This window comes from Methylobacterium sp. 10 (assembly GCF_000519085.1).
Lineage (GTDB): Bacteria > Pseudomonadota > Alphaproteobacteria > Rhizobiales > Beijerinckiaceae > Methylobacterium.
Genome location: NZ_KI912577.1, coordinates 2988802 through 3014607, shown reverse-complemented (window position 1 = coordinate 3014607; position 25806 = coordinate 2988802). Strand labels below are relative to the sequence as shown.

Here is a 25806-nt window from a genome sequence, read left to right as displayed (position 1 = left end):
GCTTCTGGTATTGTCCTATCTATACTGACAATCATTACTCTTCAAGGGTAGCGCGTCGTCAACGGCTAGTAGTGTCGGTGAGCGTCATGAGTCTGCGGATCATCCTGTCCTGGGCCGCGCCACGGCCGTCGCACCAGCCGTCGAAGGTAGACCGTGAGACCTGCAGGGCGTCGGCCGCGGCGTCGCGCCCGCCGCGTGTCTTGGCCCATGCCTTTAGACACTCCGACAGGGGGCGGGCGTCCTTTTCCCAGTCCGGTGCGGCCTTGGGCTTGGACGCCGGCGCGGGGGAGTACACTGCGCTTTTCGCATCGTATGCGTTAGCCCAAGGGTCAAGCCGGGGGTCGTCGGGACCGATGCGGCCCGCCCCGAGAGGCTTGTCGAACCGCGAGAACCACGTCGCGGCGTTCCCGTCGCCGGTCGCATCCCGGGGAGGCTTGAACACCGCGGCGACCGGTTGCCCGATGAGGTCCTCGCGCCCGAGCAGGAGGCGATAGGCGTCAATGGCTGCGTCGGGCGAGCCGTAGCTCGCCCTCTCCAGAAGCTCGCCGCCATCGTGTGCGCGTAGTCGGACCATCCAGGTCATGAGCGGATACTCTCCAGGATGTCTTTGACCATGTCGTTGGCGTTGCAGCGCTTGTTGCCGCTGTTGCAGAACCCGCCGTACGCCCAGAAGGCCTCGCCGGCATCCGTCTCGGTGTACGTGCCGTGTCCGGTTCCCTTGCGCAGGATGAAGAGTTTGATTGGACCCTTGCGGTCGTCAGACCACATGCCGCTCGTCTCCATCTTGATGTAGTCGCGGACCTGCGCGCCGTCGGGCGAGGTCCAGCGCTCGACGGAGACGATGGTGTAGAGGGCCTCACCACCCGCAAGCGCAAGGGAGGCGGTCTTGCCGACGAGGGCCTTGGCGAGGCCCTCGGTGGTGGTGAGGTCGGCCGGCGCGACGGCCTGGGCCTGCTGCTGCTGGACGGGCTGGGCGACCATGCGGGCCTCGGCCCAAGCCTGCCGGAACGCGGCGCCGAGCGCGGCACGGACGGCGGTGCCGGCGGAGGCCGCGGCTTCGCGGGCGATCCGCCAAGCATTCCTCAGGAGGGCGGAACGGTCGATTTTGGTGGTGGTCATCGGGTGGCTCCATCATCGGCCCGGATCGCCCCGGGAGGCCTCGGCTTGCGCCGGTGATCTAAATGTACCGCAATTTGCGGTAGTCGCAAGGCCTCCACGAGAGAATTCTTTACGCCCGATGAGGCCGTGTCGCGCGTCGTAAACCGCGATGGCGTTCTCGATGGGCCATCCGGACGGCCCGTCCGGTTTCCCTCTAGGCGAATCTGCGGGAGCTGCTTCGATCGTCTCTGAAGCGATCTCGCGAACGCGAGACAGGGACCCGGACCAGCATGCCCACAGAGATCGAGATCCGAGAGTTTGCCCGGCTGTATGCCGGCATGACACCCGAGCAAGTGGCGGCCCATGAAACGTGGGTCGCCAAGTACCGGCTGGAGATGGCCGAGGAGATTGCGCAGCGAGCGGTCGCGGCACAGGAGCGCCGTGACGCCCTCCGGGCAATGAGCGATGCCGACGTCGTCGAGCAGACCGTCAACGCTTACAGCGACGCCGACTTCGACCCGGCGCCCGCCCTGCAGGTCCTGCAGTATGCCGGGTTCATCCGCCGGCGAGATCTCCACGAGGCCGTCTCGCGTGTGAAGACCGTCATCAAGGAGTTCGATCTCGCGACCGCAGGGCATCATCTCTACGGCGTCCCCGGGATCCGCCATGACCTGTATCGGGTCCTCGATTTCCTGACCGGCGAGGACCACTCGGGCTGCACCCCGAACCCCGCTCCATTTCGGGGGGCCCAGTCATGAGGCGGTCCACAATCGACGAGATCGCCCTCGGGGCTGCTCGTGGGGTCGAGCGGATCATCGCAGAGGAGCACCCCGGCGGGGCCCCCCAGCGGCAGGCCAAGGTGCAGGTCATGTTCGCGGACTGGATCAGGCACGCCGTCCTCCGCGAGGTCAGGAATGACCGGCGCCGTGTTTCGAGGAGGTCCTCATGATCAGGACCTCCTCGCCTCGCGACGGGTTCGACCTCTGGTTCCTGTTCATCGGCATCGCCATCGCCGCGGCCGTCCTGCTCACGATCCTGCAGGCCCTCTCGCAGGCAGCGGATCCCGCGTGGTCCAACCAAGGCGGCGTCCGGGTCTGGACGGACCCGGCGACCGGGTGCCGGTACACCCAAGCCGAGACTGGCATGCAGCCGCTCGTGGGACCGGACGGGCGCCCCGATTGCCTGAGGAGGCCGCAGTGAACGGTCGGGGCATGCAGAGCTACCGGGTCAAGGCAACCGACTGGCGCCGCATGCCCGGACAGGGGACCGTCGTCCTGATCAGGGCACCTTTCGACCGCCACGCCGTCGGCGACGTCATCACGATCTATACCGAGGGCGTTGGGGAAGATGCCGGTCGGGAGACCGCCGGGCACTGGAAGGTCACGGGCAAGGAGGGATCGGTCGGGTTCGCCATGAGCGCCCTGATAGTCCGGCTGGCGAAGCTTGAGGAGGTCCACTCGCCCGAGCCGGACCCGACGACCATGTCCGAGGCCGACCGTCTGAAGGAGGCGGCGCGCCAGATCTACGCCATCACCGGCCACCTGGCCGGGTGCATCGGTCTGGAACGGAACGGCGTCAACGAACTCCGGGACAAACTCTACCGCCTCAAGGCCACCATCGTCGGTATCGAGTTCGAACCTGATTGCGAACATCGCTGGGACTGGCCGGACGGCACCACTCGGCACGGGCGGCCGCCGGAAGGAGACAGGGCATGATCGAGCGCATGATGAACCCGACCATCACCCTCACCCGCAAGCACTTCGCGACCGAGGAGGACTGGCAGCGCGCCATCCGCGAGGGAGGCACCTTCACGCTCGCCGGCGGCATCAGGGTTCACCTCACCCTGGGCGAGGAGATGGACCTCGATGACGACTGGGGCGTGAACCTTGGCGAGCCAGTCGCGAAAGTTTCCATCTCTGGCAGCCATGACGTGGAGGTGACCACCTACACCGAGGAGGTCACCTTCCATCCCGATGGCAGCTATTCGCGGAGGCTGGGATGACCGAGTCTGACGAAGTCATGCAGCAGACCTGGTGCTGCCTCACGTGCTCCGCGAAGTTCCGGTGGGGGGAGGTCCGGATGGCGGCGGGCGGCCTGCACTGCCCGCGATGCGATGCCGTCTCGCTCCACCCGGCCGGGGGCGAGGTCCGGGTGCTCGATGGGTACGACGGCGAGATCGGGACCCTGAACTGATGGCCCGCCCCGAACGTGTAAAACGATTCCCAAATCGCGTTTGTGGAATCGTTTTACACGTTCGGGGCGGCCCAAAGCGAAAGGGCCCGGGTTCTTCGATCAAGGCAGGAGCGCTGCACGAGCCTCGGCCACCAGGGCGTTCCACCGCTCGACCTCCGGGCGGACCGGATCACCGGCGCTACGGGGCGTCCATCCCACGCGGCCGCGCCGGACGATGCCCCTGGCACCACAATCCGTGCAGCGCACGAACCGGGAAAGGCTGCCAACGGCGATGAGGTCGTGAACCGGATCAGGGTGGCGGTCGTAGAGGCGGGCCGGGGTGTGGGTGCAGCGGGGCATGGCGATCTCTTTCGATCACCATCATTCGTGCGAGCGGGTCCGAGTTCGACAAGGAAACTTGCGCCCGATACCGATTCGTCTGCGGTATCCATGCGGTATCCACCGCCCAGGCAAACAGCCACTGGATACCGCGCCCCTGCCCTATCGGGCTGAGGTTGCTAGTCTTTTCGGGAAGGGGGGAGTGGAGCGGGTACCGGGAATCGAACCCGGGTATTCAGCTTGGAAGGCTGCTGCTCTACCATTGAGCTACACCCGCATGTGGCGCCCGATAGCATGACGACGCGGTTTTGAGAAGGTGATCCCTTCGTCGGCCGTGTTGCCAGCGTGTCGGTATGGATTGGTGGGGGAAGTAGGACTCGAACCTACGAAGCTTACGCAGCGGATTTACAGTCCGCCCCCTTTGCCGCTCGGGACATTCCCCCAAACCACCGCCTTTCGGCAGCGCGCGGGTCCTTATGGTGAGGGCTTGCGCGGGTGTCAACACGTCCCGCGCGGGCACCGGCGCAAAGTTCAGGGTGCGGCGAGATCGCCGACGCGCAATTGCACGCGCTCGCCGCCGCGCCAGGTATCGATGGCGAGGGTTCCGGCCACATGGAATTCCTGCCCGATCCCACCGAGGAGCGCTTGGCCCAGCGGCCCCTGGGCGGAGCGGAAGGCAATGGCGCCGATGGCTTGGCCGTCCCGGCTCCGGAAGCGCGCGCGGACGTGGCCGTTGCCGACAATCGCCGCATCGACCAGCCGGTGATACGGCAGGGCGAAGACCGGTTCCGGTGCTCCGGCGCCGAACGGCCCGGCACGCTGGACGAGACGAACCACCTCCGCCGTGGCGCCCCCTGCGTTCACGGTGCCGTCGACGAGTAATGCCTCCACCGCCCTTGCCTCCGACACCGCCGAGGCGAGGGCGGCCGCCAGGAAGTCGCTCAAATGCGTGGGATCGTGGCTCGGCAGCGTCGCGCCGGCTGCCATGGCATGCCCGCCGCCCTTGACGAGGAGGCCGGCATCCACGGCCTCGCGCACCGCATGGCCGAGATCCACCCCTGCGACGGAGCGGCCCGACCCTGTGGCGGTCCCGTCCGGGCGCAGGGCGAAGGCGAAAGCCGGCCGCCCGAAACGCTCCTTCAGCCGCGCCGCCACGAGGCCGACCACTCCCGGATGCCAGGAGGCGGAGGCCGTCACCAGGATCGGCGTATCGGGGGCCAGTGTCAGGGCCCGATCCATCTCGGCTTCGGCTTCGAGCACCGCCTGCGCTTCGATGCCCTGGCGCTCACGGTTGAGACGGTCGAGTTCGGTGGCGATGCGGGTCGCCTCGGCCGGATCTCCGCTGGTGAGAAGGGCCGCGCCGAGCCCAGCATGGCCGATGCGCCCGCCGGCATTGATGCGCGGACCGAGGAGATAGCCGAGATGCCAGGATTCCGGCGGCTCGCTCAGGGATGCCGCGTCGAACAGGGCGGCGAGACCGATCCTTCCCCGCCCCCGCATCACCTTCAGTCCCTGGACCACGAAGGCGCGGTTGAGGCCGGTCAGCGGCACCACGTCGGCGACCGTCGCCAGGGCCACCAGATCGAGGGCCTCGGCGAGATCCGGCAGATCCTCCCGCCCTCCCCGCCTCAGGCGGCGGTTGAGGGCCACGAGGGTGAGGAAGACGACACCCGCCGCGCAGAGATGGCCGAGGCCAGAGATGTCGTCCAGCCGGTTCGGGTTCACCAGCGCCTCGACCGGCGGCAGGATCTCCGGCGCGCCGTGATGGTCGAGGACGATCACGGCGAGGCCGCGTTCGGCCGCAGCCGCCAGGGGCTCGTGACCGCTCGTTCCGCAATCGACGCAGACGAGGAGCGTCGCCCCGCCCTCCGCCAGTGCCGTGACCGCGGCCACGTTGGGGCCGTAGCCTTCCGTGATCCGGTCTGGGATGTGGATGTCCACCGTCAGGCCGAGCGCGCGCAGGTAGCCGGCCATCAGCGCCGCGCTGGCGGCGCCGTCGACATCGTAATCACCGAACACGGCGACGCGTTCGCCGGCCTCAACGGCATGGGCGAGCCGTTCGGCCGCAGTTTCCATATCCACGAGACGGGACGGATCCGGCATCAGGTCGCGCAGGCGCGGTTCGAGATAGGCCGCCGTCTCGTCGGGTCGGATGCCGCGTGAGGCGAGGACGCGGGCCAGAAGGTCGGGCAGGCCATGGGCCTGTACCATCGTCGCGGCATAGGCCTGGGCGGCGGGGTCGCCGCAGCGGTCGCGCCAGGGCCGCCCCATGATGGAGCGGGTGACGCCGAGGAAGGCGCGAGACGGGGCAAGGATCGAGACGGCTGACACCTTGCCAGTCTACCCGCTCCCGGCCATCCGGCGCCACTGGGTTACGCGTTCGGCCGTTGGCCGACGAGGCCGAACATCGCTCCTTGCGGATCGAAGGCATGAATGGTCCAGGCCCCGCCGGGCACCTGATGCGGACCGGCGACGATCCGGCCGCCGCCCGCGGTGATTCTCGATCCCGCGGCGTCGATGTCCTCGACATTGACGTAGTAAAGCCAGAACGGGGCCGGCACCTGTGCGTTCGTCATCATGCCGCCGGTATGGATTCCGGCGCAGCCGGAATCGGGGACAGGGGCGCCGAAGAGCTGGTAGATTCCCAAGGGACCCATATCCACCGCTTCGGTCTTCACCCAGCCGAAGAGTGACGCATAGAAGGCGAAGGCCTCCTCCCAGTCGGTCGCGTGCAATTCGTGCCAGCCGAAATGCCCAGGCGTACCGGGTGTGGGTGTCGGCGGCAGGGGCCCGTCGCCACGAAAGGGTACGAACACCGCGCCCTGCGGATCGGCGGCAACGCAGAAGCGGCCGATCCCCGGAATGTCGGCAGGCGGCCGGTAGATCTTGCCGCCGGCCTCGCGGATTTCGGCCGAGGCGGCATCGACATCGGTGACGGCTACGTAGCCCATCCAGCCGGCCCGGCCCCCCTGGGCACGGACGTCGTCGGGGAGCGTCATCATCCCGCCCACCGGCACTTCTCCGAGATGGGCCAGGGAGTAGTCGGTCCCCGGCATACCGGCCTCTGCGATGGTCCATCCGCAGGCATGACCGTAGAAATCCCGGGCTGCGGGAAGATCCGTTGTCATCAAATCATACCAAACGAAACGGCCGGTCTCGGTCATTGCCCTCTCCCGTTACGAATCGTGTCGCCGGGCACGAACGGTGTCCATCGAAGACGCGTCATCCCTTTATGACGCCAGATCGTGGTGAGTGCCACTTACCGCCGGAGAGGTGTCGACACCGGTGCCGGTCGTGCCGAACGAGAAAGGGGCCGGCGTATGATGCGCCGGCCCCTTTCTCGTGAACGTCGTCGAGGATCGAAAGCCCCGAGACTCAGAGGTTCTTGACGATCGAGTCCACCACCTTCTTGGCGTCGCCGAACAGCATCATCGTGTTGTCGCGGAAGAACACCTCGTTCTCCACGCCGGCATAGCCGGAGCCCATGCCACGCTTGATGAAGAGAACCGTCTTCGCCTTCTCCACGTCAAGGATCGGCATGCCGTAGATCGGCGAGGTCTTGTCGGTCTTGGCGGCCGGGTTGGTGACGTCGTTCGCGCCGATCACGAAGGCCACGTCCGCCTGCGGGAAGTCGCCGTTGATGTCCTCGAGCTCGTGGACCTCGTCATAGGGCACGTTGGCTTCCGCAAGCAGCACGTTCATGTGCCCCGGCATGCGTCCGGCGACCGGGTGAATGGCGTACTTAACGTCGACGCCCTCCTTCTTGAGCATGTCCACCATCTCGCGCAGCGAGTGCTGGGCCTGCGCCACCGCCATGCCGTAGCCGGGGACGATGATGACGCGCTCGGCGTTCTTCAGTATGTAGGCCGCGTCGTCCGCGGAGCCCTGCTTGACCGGTCGGGTCTCCACCGCGCCGCCTCCGGCCGCCGCGGCGGCATCGCCGCCGAAGCCGCCGAGGATGACCGATATGAAGGACCGGTTCATCGCCTTGCACATGATGTAGGACAGGATCGCGCCCGAGGAGCCGACGAGGGCGCCGGTCATGATGAGCGCGAGGTTGCCCAGAGTGAAGCCGATGCCGGCCGCCGCCCAACCCGAATAGGAGTTGAGCATCGAAACGACGACGGGCATGTCCGCGCCGCCGATCGGGATGATCAGGAGGCCGCCGAGCACGAAGGACAGCACTACGATCAGCCAGAAGATCGCCTTGCTTTCGGTGCCGATGAACACCGCGATCAGACCGATAAGGGCGATGCCGAGAGCAATGTTGATCGCATGCCGCTGCGGCAGCATGATCGGCTTGCCGGACATGCGCCCGTCGAGCTTGGCGAAGGCGATGACCGAGCCGGTGAAGGTGATGGCGCCGATGGCGACGCCGAGCGCCATCTCGAACAGCGATTCCTTATGGATATGGCCGTTCTCGAGGATGCCCACCGCCTGTGGAGCGTAGAGCGTACCCGCCGCACCCGCCACTGCGGCGAGGCCTACGAGGGAGTGGAAGGCGGCCACGAGCTGCGGCATGGCCGTCATCGGCACTCGCTTGGCGATGACCGCGCCCGCGCCACCGCCGATGCCGAGGCCGAGGAGAACGATGATCCAGGCGCCGAAACCGGCCGGCGGATGGCCGACCAGGGTCGTCAGGACCGCGAGGCCCATGCCGATCATGCCGTACAGGTTGCCCTGCCGCGACGTGGTCGGGTGCGAGAGCCCCCGCAGCGCCATGATGAACAGGACGCCGGAGACGATATAGAGGAGGGCGGAGACGTTCTGGGACATCGTCTCAGGCCTTCTTCTTGTACATGCCGAGCATGCGCTGGGTAACGAGGAAGCCGCCGAAGATGTTGACGCTGGCGAGCACGATGCCGACGAAGCCGAAGAAGCGCGCCCAGCCGGTGCCTTTCTCGATCAGCGGAACGCCAGCGGCGAGAAGGGCGCCGACGATGATGACGGAGGAGATCGCGTTGGTGACGGACATCAGGGGGGTGTGGAGCGCCGGGGTCACCGACCACACCACGTAGTAACCAACGAAGATCGCGAGCACGAAGATCGCGAGCTGGAAGACGGTAGGGTCGACCGCGCCGTGGGTGGCGGCGGCGATGCCGTGGCTGATGCCCTGACCGAGGCTGTCGGCGAGGCTCTGTGCCTGTTCGGCGGCGGTGCGGGCGGTAACGGCGGCGGCGCGCGCCTGTTCGGCGGCCTGTTCGGGAGGAAGGGTTGCCATCTGTCTCTCCGTCGCGATCAGGCTGCTGTGGACTGGAAGGACGGGTGGACCACCTGTCCGTCCCGCGTGAGGTTCGTCGCCTTCACCAGTTCGTCGTCCCACTTGACGGCGAGGGCCTTCGATTCCTTGTCGATCAGGGTCTCGACGAAGGCGAACAGGTTGCGGGCGTAGAGGCTCGACGCGGTTGCCGCGAGGCGGCCGGCGACGTTGACGTGGCCGACGATCTTGACCCCGTTCTCGGTGGTGACGATCTCACCGGCCTTGGCACCGGCGACGTTTCCGCCGCGCTCGACTGCGAGATCGATGAGCACCGAGCCGGGCTTCATCGAGGCGACCATCGCCTCCGAGACGAGCTTCGGAGCGGGGCGGCCGGGGATGAGCGCCGTGGTGATGACGATGTCCTGCTTGGCGATGTGAGTCGCCACCAGCTCGGCCTGTTTCTTCTGGTATTCCGCCGACATCTCCTTGGCATAGCCGCCGGAGGTCTCGGCCTGCTTGAACTCGTCGTCCTCCACCGCCACGAACTTGGCGCCGAGGGATTCGACCTGTTCCTTGGTGGCGGGCCGCACGTCGGTGGCGGTCACCACGGCGCCCATGCGGCGGGCGGTGGCGATGGCCTGGAGGCCGGCGACGCCGACGCCCATCACGAAGACGCGGGCGGCGGGAACGGTGCCCGCGGCCGTCATCATCATCGGCATGGCGCGGCCATACTCGGCGGCGCCATCGATCACGGCGCGATAGCCGGCGAGGTTGGCCTGGGAGGAGAGCACGTCCATCACCTGCGCGCGGGTGATACGCGGCATCAGCTCCATGGAAAAGGCGCTGATCCCCGCATCCGCCATGGTCTTCAGTGCGGCCTCGTTGCCGTAGGGATCCATGATGGCGACGACGGTGGCGCCGGTCTTCAAGAGCTTGAGCTCGTCCTCGTTCGGACGGCGAACCTTGAGGATGAGGTCAGCATCCGTCGCGGTCTCTGCCGCCGAGGCGGCGATGGTGGCGCCCGCTGCCTCGTAATCCGCATCGGGAACGCCGGCCTTGAGGCCGGCCCCTGATTGGATCGTCACATCGGCCCCGAGGCCTTTGAACTTCTTGATCGTCTCGGGCACCGCCGCGACCCGCGGCTCGGCGGGGTCCGACTCTGTCAATACAGCGATGCGCATTCAGGAGTTCCCCCTCGGCGATCGTTCGTGATCGCCGTAGCTTAGCAGGAATATAGAGCCCGGACCTCTGGTATACCAGCGGTCCGTGGCTACGTCACGCGAAGAAGAGGTACAGAAGCAGGAGAACGGCGACCGCAGCGGGAGCCTTCCAGCCGACGACAGGCGACAGCGCGCCCACCGTGCCCGCCACACCCGACAGCATGACGCCGAAGATGGCGGTCAGCCAAGCCTCGCGAATGCCACCCACGGCCAAAGCGAGCACCCAGCAGATCACCACGAAGGTGCCGATTTCCACGAACCTGACAAACCCACGGTAGGTCTGTTCATGGGTCTTCTCGTCCATCGCCGGGCTGTAACGTACGCCGGTCACGGTCTTCGCATCGGCCATCTTGTCGTCGTCCCCTTGGGTATCATCTTGATTGGTTCCAAGCGGATTTAGCGCATGCCTCTGTCGCTCGCAATCGAGATACCGACTCGCGAAAATATGGAAAGCTGGTTTTATCCCGGAGAATGACAGTCGATCCCCGCTTGTCATGCGCAGGTCGGGAATCCTGCGGATTATTCGGGAGAGGGAAGTCCTGCCGCCGCCAGCGCCGCGCCCTGCCGTTCGGTCAGGGTCTCGAGAGAGAAGCGCTCGATCTCGGCCTCGAACAGGCGATGGTAGTTCAGCTCGGAGCGCAGGTGCAGGAACACCGCGCCGAGCCCCACGGCCGCGCGGTCCATGAAGACGAATTCCTGCGGCACGGTCACGGGCCCGCGCTGCTTGAGGGCCTGATGCACCTCGAAGGCCTGGCGCCGGCCATACTCGCCTGGCTTCACGCCATCCGCTACCGTCCTGGTACGATCCTCCAGGATCGGCCCGTAGATGAACCGCGCCCAGATGTTGAGGATCTCGATCAGCTCCTTGTTCAGATTCTTGAACCCCCACACCTCGTAAGCGTGGACGATCCGGGCGTTGTCGTTCTCCAGGAGACCGCGATAGAGATCGACCACGCCGCCGACGAAGCGGGGGTGGAAGATGCGGACGCAGCCGTAATCGAGCAGATTGATCCCGCGCGCCTCGCCGTCATCGGAGAAGACCGTGTAGTTGCCGAGATGCGGATCGCCGTGGATCACGGCGGCCCGACTGAACGGGTGCCACCACGCCTTGAACATCGCCCGCGCCAGACGGTTGCGGATTTCGAGGGGCTGATCCGAGAAGCTGAGGATCCTGTCCCCTTCGAGCCAGCCGAGGGTGAGGAGTCGCTTGGTCGAGAGGTCCGTGTGGATCGCGGGCACCCTCACCTCGGCGATGTCCTGCAGGACGGCCCCGTAGAGGGCGGCGTGCTTGGCCTCCCGCTCGTAATCCAGCTCCTCGCGCACGCGGGCACCGATCTCCTTGGCGATCTCGCGGGTGTCGAGCCAGGAACTGAGGCGACGGTGCAGGGCGAAGGCGACTTCGAGCTGCTTCAGGTCGGCCTCTACGGCCGATTGCATGTCGGGATACTGGAGCTTGCAGGCGAAGAGCGTCCCGTCGAGGCCGGTCGCACGATGGACCTGACCGAGGGAGGCGGCGGCGGCGGGCTTCAGGTCGAAGCTTCGAAAGCGGGACTGCCAGTCCGACCCAAGCTCGGCCATCATCCGGCGCTTGACGAAGGCCGCGCCCATCGGCGGTGCATCGGCCTGGAGTTTCTGGAGCTCGGTGGCATATTCCGGCGGCAACAGGTCCGGCACGGTGGCTAGGAGCTGCGCCACCTTCATGATCGGGCCTTTCAGCCCGCCGAGCGCCTGGGCCAGGGCGGCCGCGTTTGTCGGCGTCTCTCCCTTTCCGAACAGCTTGGCGCCCGCCATCCGCGCGGCGACACCCCCGACGTTGGCGCCGACACGGGCATAGCGGCTGGCGCGCGCCGAGAAGCGGTTGGCTTCGTTGTCGTGATCGGCCATCGGGTCCATTCTGCGCGACGAAGAGGTGTCACCACGAGATAGGCTCCTTCCCCTAGGGTACCAGGGCCATGGGCCCATGGGTCGCGGAAGTTGGGTTTCGGAACTTGGGTCGCGGAAGGGGTTACGCCGCCGGCCAGTTGTCGCGGATCCAGCGCGTGAGGCCGTCCTCGTCGATCTCGCTTGCGGCGAGGTTCCGGATCATGACGACGGCCTCTGCCTCGTCCGCGAGGAAATCGATCCCGTTGAGGCCTAGAAACGTTACGAGCGCGAGCAGTGCCGCACGCTTGTTTCCGTCGATGAAGGGATGGTTCTTCGCGATGCCGAAGGCACAGGCAGCGGCCAATTCGGCCAAATCCACCTCGCCGTAGGCTGCCCGGTTCATGGGCCGGCCGAGAGCCGATTCGAGCGCTCCTTCGTCCCGCAACCCTGGCGGGCCCCCGAACAACTTGAGCTGACGGGCGTGGATGGCCTGGACGAGATCGCTCGTCAGCCAGACGACCGTCGTCATTTCGCGAGTTCGGAAAGCGCGTTGCGGTAGGTCTTCATCGCCTTCTCGGCGATTTCCATCCCCTTCTCGAAAGTCGGATCGAGGGGCGAAAGCCGCACTGAGCCATCCGCGTTCTCCGTCACAGAAAGCCAATCACCCTGTGAGAGGTTCAGCTTACCCAGCAATTCCCGCGGCAGGATGAGCCCGGTGGAATTGCCGATCTTCTTGACTTCGAGCTTCATGACGGTCCAGCCTTTCGTTGTACGTTATGTACAACGAAAGGCTGCCGGCGCAAAGGAGCGTTACCCTTCCATCGCCTCCAGTTCGACGATCATCCCCTCGATCATGTTGAGGCCGATCTGCCAGAAGGCGGGGTCGCTGGCATTGAGGCCGAAGGGGGCGAGGAGTTCGCCGTAGGGCTTGGCCCCGCCGGCCGAGAGCAGCGCGAAGTAGCGGTCCACGAAACCCTCTTCGGCATTGGCATAGACGCCGTAGAGCGAGTTCACGAGGCAGTCGCCGAACGCGTAGGCGTAGACGTAGAACGGCGAGTGGATGAAGTGCGGGATATAGGCCCAGAACGGCTCGTAGCCGGCATCGAGCGAGATCGCAGGGCCGAAGCTCTCCGCCTGCACCGACATCCAGAGGCCGTTGATCTGCTCGGCAGTGAGCTCGCCTTCGGCGCGAGCGAGGTGGACCTTCCGCTCGAACAGGTAGAACGCGATCTGGCGCACCACCGTGTTGATCATGTCCTCGACCTTGGCGGCCAGCATCGCCCGGCGCTGGACGGTATCGGTGGTGGCGGCGAGCAGGCGCCGGAACGTGAGCATCTCGCCGAACACGCTCGCGGTCTCGGCCAGCGTCAGGGGCGTCGGCGCCATCAGCGCACCGTTATGTGATGCGAGAACCTGATGCACCCCGTGGCCGAGCTCGTGAGCCAAGGTCATCACGTCCCGCGGCTTGCCCTGGTAGTTCACCAGCACATAGGGATGCGCCGAGGGCACAGTGGGATGGGCGAAGGCGCCCGGCGCCTTGCCCGGCCGCGTCGGCGCATCGATCCAGCGGCGGTCGAAGAAAGTCTTGGCGATGTCGGCCATGCGCGGCGAGAACGCGCCATAGGCGTCGAGCACCATGTCGCGCGCCTCGGCCCAAGGAATGGTGCGCTGCTCGACCCGCGGCAGCGGCGCGTTGCGGTCCCAATAGGGCAGGACATCGACTCCGAACCACTTGGCCTTCAGCCTGTAGTAGCGGTGCGACAGGCGCGGATAGGCGGCCTGGACGGCGTCCACCAGGGCCGCCACCACCTCGGGCTCCACCCGGTTTGAGAGGTGCCGGTCGTCGGCGACGTCCGTGAAGCCGCGCCAGCGGTCGGAAATCTCCTTGTCCTTGGCCAGGGTGTTGGTGATGAGGGCGAAGGTCCGCAGATTGGCACGGAACACGTCGCCAAGGGCCCCAGCCGCTTCCTTGCGGACCGCCCCGTCCGGGTCCTGCAGCTTGTTGAGCGTTGGCTCGAGGGTGAGCATCTCGCCCTGCAGCGGGAAGCGCAGGGACGCGATCGTGCCGTCGAACAGCCGGTTCCAGGCGGAGCGCCCGGTCACCGACTTTTCCAAGAAAAGCTTCTCGGTGCGGTCGTCGAGTTGATACGGCTTCTCGCGGCGCAGATCCTCGATCCAGGGGCGGTAATGCGCAAGGGGCCCATCCGCCATGGCGGCGTCCATCACGGCGTCGTCGACCCGATTGATCTCAAGGGCGAAGAAAAGCAGGTGGCCAGAGGCCGTGGTCAGGCGTTCCTGGGTGTCGCCGTAGAACTTCTGGCGTCGCTCGTCCGTGGTGTCGCCAGAGTAAACCAGGCCGGCGAAGGACATCAGACGGCCGAGCCGGTCTTCGATCGCCTCATACGCCGCCACCGCCTCGGCGAGGCGTGCGGACGCGTCGGATCCGCCGGCGATCTCGGCGATGGCGCCGCCATAGCGCTCCGAAAAGGCGCTGCATTCGCCTTCCGCCCGGACCAGGTCGGCGCGAAAGTCCGGCGAATCGATCCCGGAATAGAGGTCGCTCAGATCCCATTCGGGAAGCGAGCCAAGATCGAGGGCGAGAGCGGCTGCCCGCGCGACGTTCGTTCCTTCCGATCGTTGCCCGGCCGGCATCCGGGCGGCGCTTGAGAGGCTGGCATGGACGACGGCACGACTCGACATGGTGTCTTTGATCCTGAAGCGGCGTTTCCCAGCCGTTTCCGCTGATATCGAGCGGTAAGGCCCTGCGATCAACCGACTCGGCCCATTCGGCCGCAACGAATCTCCGGCATTGTCCTCGCTCGCCCCGCCTCGCCCGGGGAGTGGACCCGTAAAGAAGAAAGTGGGATCGTCGTTAAGCGCAGCTTTACGCTCTTCGCTCAACCTACGGATCGAAACGAAACACCGGTGGCCGACTCGCAGGATGATATCCCTGGGACGATCGCCTTTCTCAGCACACGGTCGAGGCTCTCCGCATGTCGACAACGATCCTCATCGTCGACGACGATCCCGTCCAGCGCCGGCTCGCCGAAGCGATGGTGCGTCGTCTCGGCTTCGAAGTGAAGGTCGCCGAGAGCGGTGAGGACGGGTTGTCCGTGATGCGTTCGGGCGAACCCATCGATGTCGTACTCCTCGATCTGGTGATGCCCGGCGGCCTCGATGGTCTCGCCGTCATGGCCCAGATGCGCCAGTTGGGTCTCGACACCCCCGTCATCGTCCAGACGTCCAATGGCTCCATCGATGCCGTGGTCAACGCCATGCGAGCGGGTGCCACCGATTTCGTGGTGAAGCCCGCCGGTGCCGAACGGCTTCAGGTTTCCATCAAGAACGCCCTCAAGGTCGACCAACTCGAGGAGGAGGTCCGGCGCATGCGGCGGCGCGCCTCCGGCTCGCTCACCTTCAAGGACCTGTCCTCGCGCAGCCCCGACATGGAGCGCGTGATCCGGCTGGCCGAGCGTTCGGCCAAGTCCAACATCCCGGTGCTGATCGAGGGTGAGTCCGGTGTCGGCAAGGAGGTGCTGGCGCGCGCGATCCAAGGGTCGGGCGACCGGCGCGGCAAGGCCTTCGTCACGGTCAATTGCGGGGCGATTCCCGACAACCTCGTCGAATCGACCCTGTTCGGGCACGAGAAGGGCGCGTTCACCGGCGCCACCGAGCGACATGTGGGCAAGTTCGTCGAGGCGTCGGGCGGTACGCTGTTCCTCGACGAGATCGGTGAACTGCCCCTCGATGCCCAGGTGAAGCTTCTGCGCGCCCTGCAGGAGGGGGAAGTCGATCCGGTGGGCGCCAAGCGCAGTGTCCGTATCGACATCCGGCTCATCTCGGCTACGAACCGTTCGCTCCTCGACCTCGTGAAGCAGGGCCGCTTCCGCGAAGACCTGTATTACCGTCTCAACGTCTTCCCGATGACCCTGCCCCCCCTCCGGGCGCGCCGCGAGGATATCCCGGATCTGGTGCGCTCGTTCTGTGCGCGCTTCGCGGCTGAGGAGGGCAAGCGTGTTCGTGCGATCACGCCGGAGGCGATGTCCCTGCTCAGCCGCTACGGCTGGCCCGGCAATGTCCGCCAGCTCGAAAACGCCCTGTTCCGCGCGGTGGTGCTCGCCGATAGCGACGAGCTCACCGTGGCCGAGTTCCCGCAGATCGCCGCCCAGGTCGAAGGGTTCGACGTGCGCATTCCCGCCGCTCCGGTCCAGCCCATCGTCCATGCCGGGACACCGGAGCCGGTGCGCGAGATCGTCCGCGTGGAGGTCCGCGACCCCCACGCTATGACCCTCGTCACCGAGGAATCCGGCGAGATGAAGCCGATGGATGCGCTGGAGGCGGAGATCATCCGCTTCGCCCTGCAATACTACCGGGGTCGCATGTCCGAAGTGTCGAGGCGCCTCGGTATCGGTCGCTCGACCCTCTACCGCAAGCTGAAGGATCTCGGTCTCGACGGCGACGAGAAGGGCGACGAAGCCGCTGCCTGAGACGCGGGGGGCGTCCCCTTCGCATCCTGTCGATCGGGATGTGCGTCACGGCACTGCATTTCCAGCCTCCGGCGCATGCCGGACATCCACTGTTGCCCGCACGCCGTTGCAAGCGGTGGCGCAAGCAGCGATTGTTTTGAGCTCAAACACGGCCGTTACGGCCGGTTCCGGGAGTTTCATCATGGGCGCTTCGCGCTCCGCATCGGTTGCACTGGCTGCCTTGATGGCGGGTTGTGTCGGCTACGCGGCACAGGCCGAGCCCCGGCTCGATCCGGCTCCTTCAGTCGTGCAGAGCGCTGCCGCACCGTCGGCCTCGCCCGAGCAGGGGCAAGGCGACACGGTGGCAACCGGGGCGATCTCCGCGCCGGTATTGCCCTCCCCCGACCTCGCGAAGCCTGGTGCGGCGGGAGGGGACGTCCAAGCCCCTGCGAGCCCGCTCGACACGGGCAAGGCGGAAACCACGAATGCCGAGGGCTCATCGGCCGGTGCCGAGGTCGGCTCCGAAGCCGCCGGCGCTGTGGCGGCCGCTCCGGTACCGACCGATCCGATGGGGGCAGCCCTCGCTGCCCGCCTTGCCGATCCGGCCCCTCTCCTCGCACGCCTGAGCACCAAGGACCGGGAGGCGATGCAGGCCTTCTATGGGCTCGGGGCCTTCAAGCCGGTCTGGGTCGTCGATGGCGGCTTCACCCCCGCGGCAAAGGCTGCCGCGTCCCGTCTTTCCCTCGCGGCCGAGGACGGCCTCAACGTCCAGGCCTATCCGGTGCCCGTCATCGGCACGCAGGGTTTGACCGAGGCCCAGACCGCCGAGATCGAACTAAAACTCTCCGCGGCGATCGTGCTCTACGCCAAGGACGCACGCGGGGCGCGCATCAACCTGTCCGCCATTTCCCGCCTGATCACGCCCACCCTGGATGTTCCCGGAGCGGATGCCGTTCTGACACGCGTCGCCAGCGCCGGGCCTCAAGCCGGCACCGTGCTGCAGGGCTACAACCCTGCGCAGGCCGGCTACCTCGCCCTGAAGGCCCGGCTCGCCAGCCTGCGCAATCTCCACGGCGCGCCCATGGCGGTGTCGCCCCTCACGATTCCCGCCGGGCCGGTGCTCAAAGTCGGCATGCACGACCCCCGCGTCCCCGCGCTGCGCCGCCATTTCGGCTTGCCGACCCGGACCGCCGGCACCCTCGACGCCGCCTCCGGTGAGCCGGATGCGTTCGATGCGAACGTGTCCGCGGCCGTGGCGAAGTTCCAGCGCGGCCGTGGCCTGCCGGCCACCGGCACGCTCACGCCGCAGACCGTCACCGCCCTGGGCCGGGCCGAGGCTTCCTCGCGCGTCGGCGACGAGGAGGCGACCGTCCTCGTCAACATGGAGCGTTGGCGCTGGCTGCCGGGCGATCTCGGTCGTGACTACGTCCTGGTCAACATCCCCGAATTCCGCCTGCGGGTGGTCCGCAACGGCACGCAGCGCGACGAGACCCGTGTCATCGTCGGCAAGGCCGAGACGCCGACGCCGGTCTTTTCCGGGATGATGGAATACGCCGTCGTCAATCCGTCCTGGAACGTACCGCCTTCGATCCTCAAGAACGAGTTCCTGCCCGCCCTGGCCCGCGACCCGAACTACGCGGCCCGTCGCGGCTACGAGGTCGTCTATCGCAACGGCAACATCTCGGTGCGCCAGCCGCCGGGCGAGCGGAATGCGCTCGGATTCATCAAGTTCCTGTTCCCCAACAACCATGCCGTCTATCTCCACGACACGCCGAACCGTTCGCTGTTCTCCGCCTCACAGCGGGCGATGAGCCATGGCTGCGTACGTGTGGACGACCCGTTCCGGTTCGCCGATTCGGTCCTGCCCGAAGCGTGGTCGAGCGAGCGGCTGAAGAAGCTCATCGGCAAGGGCGAGCGCACCATCCGCCTGCCCGAGAAGCTGCCGGTTCACCTGGCCTATTTCACCCTCGATGCGGACGAGCGCGGGTCTCTCCGCTCGTTTTCGGATCTCTACGGTCACGATGTGCGGATGAAGATCGCCCTCGGCCTCGCACCGGGCAGCCTGCTCGTCGCCAAGGCGCCGGTGAAAGCGCCGGCCAAGGTCGCGGTGCGGCCGACCGCTCCGGCACCGAGCGCGGCCGGGCTTTCGTCCGAGATTCGCCGCGCCGCGTCGCACCCTGCCCCTTCCGGCGCCAATCCCGCGCGGGCGGTCAGGGCGCCGGGCGCCAGGTCCGCCGAGGCGGCCCCCGTCGATCCTTGGGGGCCGGCCCCGGCCCCGGCGCCGGTCTCCCGCGGCTGGTGGTAGCGCCCAGTCATTGTCGTTGCGCGAATGTCACGCAGCGAGGAATGTGCGACGCCGCTCTTGCCGATGCTCAATCCTGCCGGTGGGCCGGCACGATTTCGCCACGGTTCAAACCTAGCCGTTTTGCCGACCGGCGAATGGCTGAGGATCCGATAACTGTCCGTTTACGGTTTTCGGTAACCTTGCGTTCACCATGATCCACGCGACAACGCGTGGTCTGGCAGAGGTGAGGACGATCGTGGGCATTCCGCTGCGTGAAGAGGCCCGGCCGGCCGACCGATCCACTCAGCCGATCTCCCGCCTTCGGGGCTATCTACGCGACGCCTTCTCCCATCCCCGCCTACGCCGTTCGATCATCGCGGCGTCGGGCATCGCCCTGGCGCTCGGCGCGGGCACGCGAGGGACGCAGGATGCAGTCGCCAACGGCGATACCCGCACTCTCTCGATCTACCATACCCATACGAAGGAGAGCGCCACGATCACGTTCAAGCGTGACGGGCGCTATGACCGGGCGGCGTTGGAGCAGCTCAACTGGATGCTGCGCGACTGGCGCATGGACGAGCCCACCAAGATGGACCCCCGCCTGTTCGATACGGTGTGGGAGGCCTACCGGTCGGTGGGCTCGCAGGAGCCGATCACCGTGGTCTCGGCCTATCGTTCGCCCGGCACCAACGCCATGCTGCGCCGCCGGTCGCGCGCGGTGGCCGAGTACAGCCAGCACATGCTCGGCAAGGCGATGGATTTCTACCTGCCGGATGTCTCAATCGACCAGCTGCGCGCGGTCGGCATGCGGATGCAGCGCGGCGGTGTCGGCTGGTATCCCCATGCCGGCTCGCCCTTCGTCCATCTCGACGTCGGCTCCGTCCGCTCCTGGCCGCGCATGAGCCACGACCAGCTGGCCCGCCTGTTTCCCGATGGCAAGACCGTGCATCTGCCCGCCGACAACCGCCCCCTGCCCGGCTACGAGCTCGCCCGCGCGGAGGTACTCGCCCGCGGCGGCACCGTGCTCGGAGTGACCCAGGTCGCGATGATGGACGAAGATGACGGCCCGAGCATCAAGGGCTTCTTCGCCAGTCTCTTCGGCGGCGGCGCGAAGGCGCCCGCCGCTCAGGCGGAAGCTCCGGCCCGCGCCCGTGCGAAGCCCAGCGTCCTCGTGGCCAGCGCCGATCCGGACGACCAAACCGGCACCCGCGAGGCCCTGGCCTATGCCGCTCCGGCCGCGTCCGATGCCCTCAAGGGTGCTCTCCTGCGCCGTGACGGACGCGATGCCCAGAGCCTCCTGACCCAGGACGTCTCCAAGCCGGCGATCGCCGCCGAGGCGGAATCGAGTTCGATCGACGTGCCGCTGCCGCCGCGCCGGCCATCGGAATTCGCGGCCGTGGCCGCCGCCCTCACCATGCCTTTGCCGCCGCCGCGTCCCGTCATTCAGGTGGCGAGCCTCGCGCCCACCGGGATGGCCGCGACGCCCCCCGTCACCGGGACGCCCACCCGTTTCGCCCGGCCCGTCGCCGCCGATGCCGATGCACGCACGCAGCTGCGCGCCCTGTTCGAGGTGGCCGCTGCGGAGACCGCGCCGGCCAGCCGGGCCTCGCCCGTTCACGTCGCCCCGGCCCGTGCCCGCGCCGATGCAGCGCCGGCCGGCCTCGTCGCCCAGGCGGAGAGCGGCGTGCGCAGCCGTTTCTCGGGACGCAGCCCCGGCGACGATCTCACCGCCGCACGCTTCACCGGCTCGTCCACCCGCGCGGTGGCTGCGGGGCGCTGAAGCTCCGCGATCATGATCTGCTACATCGTCGGCGCGGAGCCCCATCTTCGACTTGACGTTCCCTCTGCGCCGCGACACGAATGCCGAACGGCAATGGATTCTGCCGGGCGCTAAGCCGAACCGCCATAAGGGCTGATGATTCCTAACCCTTTTGCCACGCAGCAAGACGGTGGAACCATGCCTGTCTCTCTCAGGAACCGATTAGCCGACCTCAAGCGCGCCACGATGGTCCGCATAGCCTGGGCGATCGCGTTCGCCCGCTGGGCGGTGATCCTCGTGCCGATGGCCGCCGTGGTGGGCTCCCTCTGCGCGGCTTTTCTCTGGTGCCTCGACGTCGCCACGAACGCTCGGTTCGCGCATCCCTGGCTGCTGTTCCTCCTGCCGGTGGGCGGCTTTGCCGTCGGCCTGCTCTACCACCGCGTCGGGCGCGGTGTGGAGGGCGGCAACAACCTCGTCGTCGATCAGATCCATGAGCCTGGTGGCGGCGTTCCCCTGCGCATGGCGCCCCTGATCTTTCTCGGGACCGTGGTGACCCATCTCTTCGGCGGGTCCGCCGGCCGGGAAGGCACGGCGGTGCAGCTCGGCGCCAGCCTCGCCAGCGCCATCGGACGGCTGGCCAGGCTCGATCCGGCGGGCACGCGCATCGTGCTCATGGCGGGCGTGGCGGCGGGATTCGGCGCGGTGTTCGGCACGCCCATCGCCGGGGCCGTCTTCGCCCTCGAGGTATTGGCCATCGGCCGGGTGGAATATGCTGCTCTGATCCCCTGCCTGTTCGCGGCCGTCATCGGCGACTGGGCCTGCCAGGCCTGGGGCATCCACCATTCGCTGTTCCGCATCGCCTATCTGGCGGATGCGACCGGCCCCATCGCCCTCGATCCGATCCTGCTGGCTAAAGTCGCCGCTGCGGGCGTCGCCTGCGGGCTCGTGGCCCTCGTCTTCGCCGAGGCGAACCACATCCTCGGCGGGTGGTTGAAGCGCCTGATCCCCTACGCTCCCCTGCGTCCCGTCATCGGCGGCCTGGCGGTGATCGGCCTCGTCTACGCGCTGGGCACCCGTGACTATCTCGGCCTCGGCGTCACCGCGCCGGATGCGGCGGGCCTGAGCATCGCGAGCTTCTTCGGCCCGGAGGTCCATCCCTGGGCGTGGGCCTGGAAGATCCTCTTCACCGTCGTCACCCTGGCCTCGGGCTTCAAGGGCGGCGAGGTGACGCCGCTGTTCTTCATCGGTGCGGCCCTCGGCAACATCCTTGGCGGTCTGATGGGGGCGCCCCTCGACCTGATGGCGGCGCTGGGCTTCGTGGCGGTGTTCGCGGGCGCCGCCAATACGCCGCTCGCCTGCACGCTGATGGGGATCGAACTGTTCGGGGCGACGCACGGCGTCGCCATGGCGGTCGCTTGCTTTGCCGCCTATGCCTGTTCGGGCCATCACGGCATCTACCTGTCGCAGCGCATCGCCGTCTCGAAGGGCGGAACCGTCGAGCCGGGTTCCACCCTGCGCGAGGCGCGGACCCGGCGGTGAAGCGGCGGGAGGCGGCCACGCACCTCCCGCCCCGTTGTCACTTCTTGTCGTGGCTGTGGCCGTGGGCGTGGCCATCCTTGTCGGAATGCAGCGGCTTCCCATCGCGCCCGACCTCCTTCGATTCCCGCTCGCGCGGATCGTCGCGATGGGCCGGGCCGCCCGACACGGTACCGGTGTTCGGAGCCGAGACGGAGGGGTTGCTGGCGTTGCCGTGCCCATCGATGGCCAGGGCCGGCGCCGCGAGGCCGAAGAGGATGCCGGTGGCGGCGAGGCTGCGCGCGAAGCGTGTCATGGTCGGTGTCTCCGTGGTTGCGCGGCTGCTCCGCCGCGTCGATCCAGGAGATGGCGAAGCCGTTTGACGCCCGCGCGCCCCGTTCGTGACGAAGTGTGTCTCGGGCCTACGCTCGCGGCAGGATCAGCTCGGCCCGCAACCCGCCCTCCGCCCTGTTGGTCAGGGTGAGGCTGCCGCAATCGGCCTGGATCGCGCGCCGGGCGATGGTGAGGCCGAGGCCGGTACCACCGGTATGACGATTCCGCGAAGCCTCCAGGCGCGTGAACGGCGCGAAGGCGCCCTCCACGTCCTGGGGGACGATACCGGGGCCGTCATCCTCGATTCTCAGGACGATCGCGTCCTCGCGGACCTCCAGGGTCATGCCGGCCCGATCGCCATAGCGCACGGCGTTGTCGACGAGGTTCTCCAGTGCCCGGCGCAGGGAGACGGGTCGGATCTCCGACAGCGCCCTGCCGGGGCCGTCATACGTCACGGGCCTGCCGGCATCGGCGGCGGCATTGGCGACGCTCATCGCGAGGCTCGCCACGTTGGTGATCCGGCGCGGCTCCGGGTCCGTATCGCCGCGCAGATAAGCCAGCGTCGAGTCGATCATGGCCTGCATCTCGTCGAGGTCCCCGGACATGGCCTGCCCCTCATCGGCGTCAGTCAGGCGCTCGATGCGCAGGCGCAGCCGGGCGATGGGCGTGCGCAGATCGTGCGATACGGCCGCAAGCGCCTGAGTCCGTTCGAAGACCAGACCATGGATGCGCTGCTGCATGGCATTGAGCGCGCGGGCGATCCCGCGCGTTTCGTCCGGGCCGGCCTCCGGAACGGCGACTACGGGGCCGTTGCCGATCGCTTCCGTGGCACGGGTGAGGCGGCGCAAGGGCTTGGCGATCCGGTGCACCAGCAGCACGGCGGCGAGGCCGACGAGGATCGCCACCGCCGTCGAGACGAAAGCCCAGGCCCCCAGGCGGGCCAGGTTCGGGGCATGGGCGGATCGGAAGGTGAGCGTGCCGCCATCCGGCAGGGAGAGCGTCCCGCTCAAATCCTGTGCGTGCAGCGCATCCTCCCCCTCGCCCATGGCGAGGACGAGCCCGGATCCGAGCCCCGGCTGGAGGGTCAGGATACGGGACCGGAGCGACCAGAGGACGGGATCGTCGCGCTCCGGCGGGCGGATCGCAGGGGCTTTCGACCATCCGATCTCGAAATGCGGCGAGGACAATGCCCTCGCCTCCGTGTCGCGCTCCGTCACCGGCCGCCGGATCAGGCCCTCCCGCGCTAGAGCGAGCTGAGTGGCGAGCTGCTGTGCGAAGGCCTCGTCGGCGGCCGCGACCGCCGATTGACGATAGAGCAGCAATGCGCCGGCATGGACGACGACGATGGCCACGAGCAGCACGGCCATGGTGCGTGCCTCAAAGCTGCGCGCCAGGGCGAGCAGGCGCCTCACGCCCGCTCGACCGTCGCGCTGAAGATATAGCCGGAGCCACGGACCGTCTTGATGATCGCGGTCTGGCCATCCGGCGGCTCCAGCTTTCGCCGAAGCCGGCTGACCAGCGTGTCGACGCTGCGGTCCGACGGCGAGCCGAGGCGGGCGCGGGACAGTTCCAGGATCTGCTCGCGGCCGAGGACGCGGTTCGGATGGTCGAGGAACACAAGGAGCAGGTCGTATTCCGCCCCGGACAGGTCGACGCCCGCGCCTTCGGGGTCGCGGAGCGAGCGGCTGCGCAGGTCGAGACGCCAGCCGTCGAAGCCCAGGCTCTCGCTCCGGGACGCATCCGGAGTGGTGGCGGCGATCCCGGAGCGCCGGAGAACCGCGCGGATCCGGGCAAGCAGTTCGGGCCGGCCGAAGGGCTTTGCCACGTAATCGTCCGCCCCGAACTCGAGGCCGAGCACGCGGTCCGCCTCCTCGTTGCGGGCGCTGACCATGATGACCGGAACCGTGCTCTTCGCGCGCAGGTTCCGCAGGAGATCGATGCCGGAGGCGCCGGGCAGCATCACGTCGAGGAGAACGAGATCGATGCCGCCCTCCGGCAGGAGCCGCCACATCTCCCTGCCGTTGCGGCACCCGGTGACGCGGTAGCCGTTCTCCCGCAGCATGCGGGTGACGAGCATCCGCATGCCGTCGTCATCCTCCACGAGGAGGATGTGAGTTGTGCCGGCGAGGGAAGGCGTGTCGAGGAGCTGAGGCATCGTCGCTATCGCCCTGCCCTGCGCTCGAGAGGATGGGCCGGCACGCCGCGATGTCGGCCTACACCATGCCGAGGGCCTGCATGTAGAGTTCCAGGATCGCCTCTTCCTCCTGGCGCTCGGCATGGTCCTTCTTGCGCAGGGAGATGATCTTGCGCAGGGCCTTCACGTCGAAGCCGGTGCCCTTGGCCTCGGCATAGACGTCCTTGATGTCGCCGGCGAGGCCGGCCTTCTCCTCCTCCAGGCGCTCGATGCGCTCGATGAAGCTCTTGAGCTGGTCGGCGGCAACCGAGGAGGCATCGACGGCGGGTGCGGCGGAAGCGGCCATGAGCGTCTCAATTCCTGATCTGACGCGCATCGGGTCGGATGCGCCGGAGGAGGCTGGTTAAGCGATCACGCTTACCGGAAGCTTAGTGCGGCTCGGCTTGCGCCGTCGCGAAGGCCGCCTGTTGCTCGGGCGAGGCCTCGGCCTGGTTCAGCCGCTTCCATTCCTCATAGGGCATTCCGTAGACGCGCTCACGGGTCTCGTCCTTGGTGAGGCTGAGGCCGCGCTCGTCGGCAGCGTCCTTCATCCAGTTCGACAGGCAGTTCCGGCAGAAGCCGGCCATGTTCATGAGGTCGATGTTCTGGACGTCGCCGCGCTTCTGGAGATGCGCCACCAAGCGTCGGAAGACCGCGGCTTCGAGTTCGGTCCGGGTGGCGGGGTCGATCTCGGTCATCGTGAAATCCTCTGAAGGCGATTGCGGTCGGGCGCCGCTGTGTCCGCTGCAGAATACACCATCGCTCACCTGCGGTCCTATTTCCGTGCGGGGGGGCGATCTTTGCCCTCGAACCGGCACCATGGCGTCACCAGCCGCGTGAAGCGCGTGCTGTCGATGGCCGGGGCCGTCCCTGCTCCGGGCTTCGTGCATCCCGTGCAGGACAAGGCCTCTCATCGGTGCTGGCCAGTCGCCTCGTGCTTGGGGTGCCAAACCGCACGACATTGCGACGGTGGTCGTCCTACATCAGGCCTACACAAGAAATCACGGCCCACCGCCCTATGACGGAGACCGCGAAACTTATTAGGACTCAGTCATGAATACCCGTCTTGCTTCCGCCATCGCTGCCGTCGTTTTGAGTGCGGCCGCCGTTGCTTCTCCCGCTCTTGCCCAAAGCTACACGGCTCCTGCCGGTATCTCGGCCCAGGTGGCTCCCGGCTATGCCGGTCGTCAGGTCGCCGTCGATGACGATCTGACCACGGGCTCCGTCGTCAGCCGGCGCGACAGCGACTCCGCTCGGGAAGGCAATGCCGAGCAGAACAGCTTCCCGGTCTGGCAGTATGGCCGTACGTCCGGCGGCCCCCGCTGAGCCCGGCACCACGGCGATGACGAAGGCGGCGGGGCGTGAGCTCCGCCGTTTTTTCGTG

At 67.5% G+C, this 25806-nt stretch carries 28 protein-coding genes, 2 tRNA genes and 1 riboswitch; of the genes, 10 read left to right on the top strand and 20 right to left on the bottom strand.

Going from position 1 to position 25806, the window contains the following annotated elements; all coding sequences use genetic code 11:
• Nucleotides 1-58 precede the first annotated feature (58 nt).
• Both K368_RS0113940 and K368_RS0113935 read right to left on the bottom strand, forming a co-directional pair.
• A complete protein-coding gene (locus K368_RS0113940) occupies nucleotides 59-583 on the bottom strand; it encodes a hypothetical protein (RefSeq protein WP_018044331.1) in 525 nt (174 codons plus the stop codon).
• The gene (locus K368_RS0113935) at nucleotides 580-1119 is read right to left on the bottom strand and encodes a hypothetical protein (RefSeq protein WP_018044332.1); all 540 of its coding nucleotides are present in this window, start codon (nucleotides 1117-1119) and stop codon (nucleotides 580-582) included. The genes K368_RS0113940 and K368_RS0113935 overlap by 4 nt, the downstream gene beginning before the upstream one ends.
• A gap of 269 nt (nucleotides 1120-1388) precedes the next feature.
• Between K368_RS0113935 and K368_RS0113930 the strand changes: the two genes are divergently transcribed.
• From K368_RS0113930 to K368_RS0113905, 5 genes are all read left to right on the top strand, one after another.
• Nucleotides 1389-1856, top strand: coding sequence for a hypothetical protein (locus K368_RS0113930; RefSeq protein ID WP_018044333.1), 468 nt, complete (start codon nucleotides 1389-1391; stop codon nucleotides 1854-1856).
• 187 nt (nucleotides 1857-2043) lie between these two features.
• Nucleotides 2044-2298, top strand: coding sequence for a hypothetical protein (locus K368_RS0113920; protein ID WP_018044335.1), 255 nt, complete (start codon nucleotides 2044-2046; stop codon nucleotides 2296-2298).
• Nucleotides 2295-2813 carry a hypothetical protein gene (locus tag K368_RS0113915; RefSeq protein WP_238206015.1) on the top strand — a complete coding sequence of 173 codons (519 nt, stop codon included), beginning with the start codon at nucleotides 2295-2297 and terminating at the stop codon, nucleotides 2811-2813. The genes K368_RS0113920 and K368_RS0113915 overlap by 4 nt, the downstream gene beginning before the upstream one ends.
• On the top strand, nucleotides 2810-3100 hold the full coding sequence (locus tag K368_RS0113910; protein ID WP_018044337.1) for a hypothetical protein: 291 nt from the start codon (nucleotides 2810-2812) through the stop codon (nucleotides 3098-3100). The genes K368_RS0113915 and K368_RS0113910 overlap by 4 nt, the downstream gene beginning before the upstream one ends.
• Nucleotides 3097-3291, top strand: coding sequence for a hypothetical protein (locus K368_RS0113905; RefSeq protein ID WP_018044338.1), 195 nt, complete (start codon nucleotides 3097-3099; stop codon nucleotides 3289-3291). Before K368_RS0113910 ends, K368_RS0113905 begins: the two co-directional genes overlap by 4 nt.
• A gap of 99 nt (nucleotides 3292-3390) precedes the next feature.
• Here the strand turns inward: K368_RS0113905 and K368_RS26685 are convergent, their stop codons facing one another.
• From K368_RS26685 to K368_RS0113840, 13 genes are all read right to left on the bottom strand, one after another.
• Nucleotides 3391-3630 (bottom strand): hypothetical protein, encoded by a 240-nt coding sequence (locus K368_RS26685; RefSeq protein ID WP_018044339.1) that lies wholly within the window; start codon nucleotides 3628-3630, stop codon nucleotides 3391-3393.
• A 182-nt stretch (nucleotides 3631-3812) separates the two neighbouring features.
• A tRNA-Gly gene (locus K368_RS0113895) sits at nucleotides 3813-3886 on the bottom strand.
• Nucleotides 3887-3968: 82 nt separating this feature from the next.
• Nucleotides 3969-4052: transfer RNA gene (locus tag K368_RS0113890), tRNA-Tyr, on the bottom strand.
• An 88-nt stretch (nucleotides 4053-4140) separates the two neighbouring features.
• Nucleotides 4141-5880, bottom strand: a complete 1740-nt coding sequence (gene recJ, locus K368_RS0113885; RefSeq protein ID WP_245259689.1) for a single-stranded-DNA-specific exonuclease RecJ — start codon at nucleotides 5878-5880, stop codon at nucleotides 4141-4143.
• Nucleotides 5881-5981: 101 nt separating this feature from the next.
• The gene (locus K368_RS0113880) at nucleotides 5982-6773 is read right to left on the bottom strand and encodes a VOC family protein (RefSeq protein WP_027172940.1); all 792 of its coding nucleotides are present in this window, start codon (nucleotides 6771-6773) and stop codon (nucleotides 5982-5984) included.
• 211 nt (nucleotides 6774-6984) lie between these two features.
• A complete protein-coding gene (locus tag K368_RS0113875) occupies nucleotides 6985-8385 on the bottom strand; it encodes an NAD(P)(+) transhydrogenase (Re/Si-specific) subunit beta (protein ID WP_027172939.1) in 1401 nt (466 codons plus the stop codon).
• Nucleotides 8386-8389: 4 nt separating this feature from the next.
• Nucleotides 8390-8830, bottom strand: coding sequence for a proton-translocating transhydrogenase family protein (locus K368_RS0113870; protein ID WP_027172938.1), 441 nt, complete (start codon nucleotides 8828-8830; stop codon nucleotides 8390-8392).
• 17 nt (nucleotides 8831-8847) lie between these two features.
• Nucleotides 8848-9990, bottom strand: a complete 1143-nt coding sequence (locus K368_RS0113865; RefSeq protein ID WP_027172937.1) for a Re/Si-specific NAD(P)(+) transhydrogenase subunit alpha — start codon at nucleotides 9988-9990, stop codon at nucleotides 8848-8850.
• 94 nt (nucleotides 9991-10084) lie between these two features.
• A complete protein-coding gene (locus tag K368_RS0113860; RefSeq protein WP_027172936.1) occupies nucleotides 10085-10378 on the bottom strand; it encodes an aa3-type cytochrome c oxidase subunit IV in 294 nt (97 codons plus the stop codon).
• Nucleotides 10379-10548: 170 nt separating this feature from the next.
• On the bottom strand, nucleotides 10549-11913 hold the full coding sequence (locus K368_RS0113855) for an AarF/ABC1/UbiB kinase family protein (RefSeq protein WP_027172935.1): 1365 nt from the start codon (nucleotides 11911-11913) through the stop codon (nucleotides 10549-10551).
• Nucleotides 11914-12034: 121 nt separating this feature from the next.
• Complete coding sequence (locus K368_RS0113850) at nucleotides 12035-12421, bottom strand: type II toxin-antitoxin system death-on-curing family toxin (protein WP_027172934.1); 387 nt, start codon at nucleotides 12419-12421, stop codon at nucleotides 12035-12037.
• Nucleotides 12418-12642 (bottom strand): AbrB family transcriptional regulator, encoded by a 225-nt coding sequence (locus tag K368_RS0113845; protein ID WP_027172933.1) that lies wholly within the window; start codon nucleotides 12640-12642, stop codon nucleotides 12418-12420. The genes K368_RS0113850 and K368_RS0113845 overlap by 4 nt, the downstream gene beginning before the upstream one ends.
• A gap of 60 nt (nucleotides 12643-12702) precedes the next feature.
• Nucleotides 12703-14592: a M3 family oligoendopeptidase gene (locus tag K368_RS0113840; RefSeq protein WP_027172932.1), complete on the bottom strand. Its 1890-nt coding sequence runs from the start codon at nucleotides 14590-14592 to the stop codon at nucleotides 12703-12705.
• A gap of 293 nt (nucleotides 14593-14885) precedes the next feature.
• On the opposite strand from K368_RS0113840, the gene K368_RS0113835 reads away from it, so the two are divergent.
• From K368_RS0113835 to K368_RS0113820, 4 genes are all read left to right on the top strand, one after another.
• A complete protein-coding gene (locus K368_RS0113835; RefSeq protein WP_027172931.1) occupies nucleotides 14886-16379 on the top strand; it encodes a sigma-54 dependent transcriptional regulator in 1494 nt (497 codons plus the stop codon).
• 181 nt (nucleotides 16380-16560) lie between these two features.
• Complete coding sequence (locus K368_RS0113830) at nucleotides 16561-18663, top strand: L,D-transpeptidase family protein (RefSeq protein WP_027172930.1); 2103 nt, start codon at nucleotides 16561-16563, stop codon at nucleotides 18661-18663.
• Nucleotides 18664-18886: 223 nt separating this feature from the next.
• On the top strand, nucleotides 18887-20422 hold the full coding sequence (locus tag K368_RS0113825) for a DUF882 domain-containing protein (protein ID WP_027172929.1): 1536 nt from the start codon (nucleotides 18887-18889) through the stop codon (nucleotides 20420-20422).
• An 80-nt stretch (nucleotides 20423-20502) separates the two neighbouring features.
• A riboswitch (Fluoride riboswitch) is annotated at nucleotides 20503-20574 on the top strand.
• A 25-nt stretch (nucleotides 20575-20599) separates the two neighbouring features.
• Complete coding sequence (locus tag K368_RS0113820) at nucleotides 20600-21940, top strand: voltage-gated chloride channel family protein (protein ID WP_197031017.1); 1341 nt, start codon at nucleotides 20600-20602, stop codon at nucleotides 21938-21940.
• Between the two features lie 37 nt (nucleotides 21941-21977).
• On the opposite strand, the gene K368_RS0113815 is transcribed toward K368_RS0113820, so the two are convergent.
• The 5 genes from K368_RS0113815 to K368_RS0113795 form a co-directional block, all read right to left on the bottom strand.
• Complete coding sequence (locus tag K368_RS0113815) at nucleotides 21978-22232, bottom strand: hypothetical protein (protein WP_027172927.1); 255 nt, start codon at nucleotides 22230-22232, stop codon at nucleotides 21978-21980.
• 106 nt (nucleotides 22233-22338) lie between these two features.
• A complete protein-coding gene (locus K368_RS0113810) occupies nucleotides 22339-23661 on the bottom strand; it encodes an ATP-binding protein (RefSeq protein ID WP_027172926.1) in 1323 nt (440 codons plus the stop codon).
• Nucleotides 23658-24404, bottom strand: coding sequence for a response regulator transcription factor (locus K368_RS0113805; protein WP_027172925.1), 747 nt, complete (start codon nucleotides 24402-24404; stop codon nucleotides 23658-23660). Before K368_RS0113805 ends, K368_RS0113810 begins: the two co-directional genes overlap by 4 nt.
• 58 nt (nucleotides 24405-24462) lie before the next feature.
• Nucleotides 24463-24729 (bottom strand): DUF2312 domain-containing protein, encoded by a 267-nt coding sequence (locus K368_RS0113800; protein ID WP_018044356.1) that lies wholly within the window; start codon nucleotides 24727-24729, stop codon nucleotides 24463-24465.
• Nucleotides 24730-24811: 82 nt separating this feature from the next.
• Nucleotides 24812-25120, bottom strand: coding sequence for a DUF1244 domain-containing protein (locus K368_RS0113795; protein ID WP_027172924.1), 309 nt, complete (start codon nucleotides 25118-25120; stop codon nucleotides 24812-24814).
• Between the two features lie 355 nt (nucleotides 25121-25475).
• Here K368_RS0113795 and K368_RS0113790 point away from each other — a divergent pair, with 355 nt between their 5' ends.
• Complete coding sequence (locus K368_RS0113790) at nucleotides 25476-25748, top strand: hypothetical protein (protein WP_027172923.1); 273 nt, start codon at nucleotides 25476-25478, stop codon at nucleotides 25746-25748.
• Nucleotides 25749-25806 lie beyond the last annotated feature (58 nt).

Excerpts from the sequence above, each read along its gene's own strand:
- K368_RS0113835 (WP_027172931.1), top strand. The coding sequence starts at position 14,886 with ATGTCGACAACGATCCTCATCGTCGACGACGATCCCGTCCAGCGCCGG.
- K368_RS0113935 (WP_018044332.1), bottom strand. The coding sequence starts at position 1,119 with ATGACCACCACCAAAATCGACCGTTCCGCCCTCCTGAGGAATGCTTGG.
- K368_RS0113855 (WP_027172935.1), bottom strand. The coding sequence starts at position 11,913 with ATGGCCGATCACGACAACGAAGCCAACCGCTTCTCGGCGCGCGCCAGC.
- K368_RS0113820 (WP_197031017.1), top strand. The coding sequence starts at position 20,600 with ATGCCTGTCTCTCTCAGGAACCGATTAGCCGACCTCAAGCGCGCCACG.
- K368_RS0113800 (WP_018044356.1), bottom strand. The coding sequence starts at position 24,729 with ATGGCCGCTTCCGCCGCACCCGCCGTCGATGCCTCCTCGGTTGCCGCC.
- K368_RS0113920 (WP_018044335.1), top strand. The coding sequence starts at position 2,044 with ATGATCAGGACCTCCTCGCCTCGCGACGGGTTCGACCTCTGGTTCCTG.
- K368_RS0113875 (WP_027172939.1), bottom strand. The coding sequence starts at position 8,385 with ATGTCCCAGAACGTCTCCGCCCTCCTCTATATCGTCTCCGGCGTCCTG.
- K368_RS0113850 (WP_027172934.1), bottom strand. The coding sequence starts at position 12,421 with ATGACGACGGTCGTCTGGCTGACGAGCGATCTCGTCCAGGCCATCCAC.
- K368_RS0113845 (WP_027172933.1), bottom strand. The coding sequence starts at position 12,642 with ATGAAGCTCGAAGTCAAGAAGATCGGCAATTCCACCGGGCTCATCCTG.
- K368_RS0113865 (WP_027172937.1), bottom strand. The coding sequence starts at position 9,990 with ATGCGCATCGCTGTATTGACAGAGTCGGACCCCGCCGAGCCGCGGGTC.
- K368_RS26685 (WP_018044339.1), bottom strand. The coding sequence starts at position 3,630 with ATGCCCCGCTGCACCCACACCCCGGCCCGCCTCTACGACCGCCACCCT.
- K368_RS0113805 (WP_027172925.1), bottom strand. The coding sequence starts at position 24,404 with ATGCCTCAGCTCCTCGACACGCCTTCCCTCGCCGGCACAACTCACATC.
- K368_RS0113910 (WP_018044337.1), top strand. The coding sequence starts at position 2,810 with ATGATCGAGCGCATGATGAACCCGACCATCACCCTCACCCGCAAGCAC.
- K368_RS0113880 (WP_027172940.1), bottom strand. The coding sequence starts at position 6,773 with ATGACCGAGACCGGCCGTTTCGTTTGGTATGATTTGATGACAACGGAT.
- K368_RS0113830 (WP_027172930.1), top strand. The coding sequence starts at position 16,561 with ATGGGCGCTTCGCGCTCCGCATCGGTTGCACTGGCTGCCTTGATGGCG.
- recJ (WP_245259689.1), bottom strand. The coding sequence starts at position 5,880 with ATGGGGCGGCCCTGGCGCGACCGCTGCGGCGACCCCGCCGCCCAGGCC.
- K368_RS0113905 (WP_018044338.1), top strand. The coding sequence starts at position 3,097 with ATGACCGAGTCTGACGAAGTCATGCAGCAGACCTGGTGCTGCCTCACG.
- K368_RS0113930 (WP_018044333.1), top strand. The coding sequence starts at position 1,389 with ATGCCCACAGAGATCGAGATCCGAGAGTTTGCCCGGCTGTATGCCGGC.
- K368_RS0113940 (WP_018044331.1), bottom strand. The coding sequence starts at position 583 with ATGACCTGGATGGTCCGACTACGCGCACACGATGGCGGCGAGCTTCTG.
- K368_RS0113815 (WP_027172927.1), bottom strand. The coding sequence starts at position 22,232 with ATGACACGCTTCGCGCGCAGCCTCGCCGCCACCGGCATCCTCTTCGGC.
- K368_RS0113795 (WP_027172924.1), bottom strand. The coding sequence starts at position 25,120 with ATGACCGAGATCGACCCCGCCACCCGGACCGAACTCGAAGCCGCGGTC.
- K368_RS0113860 (WP_027172936.1), bottom strand. The coding sequence starts at position 10,378 with ATGGCCGATGCGAAGACCGTGACCGGCGTACGTTACAGCCCGGCGATG.
- K368_RS0113840 (WP_027172932.1), bottom strand. The coding sequence starts at position 14,592 with ATGTCGAGTCGTGCCGTCGTCCATGCCAGCCTCTCAAGCGCCGCCCGG.
- K368_RS0113790 (WP_027172923.1), top strand. The coding sequence starts at position 25,476 with ATGAATACCCGTCTTGCTTCCGCCATCGCTGCCGTCGTTTTGAGTGCG.
- K368_RS0113870 (WP_027172938.1), bottom strand. The coding sequence starts at position 8,830 with ATGGCAACCCTTCCTCCCGAACAGGCCGCCGAACAGGCGCGCGCCGCC.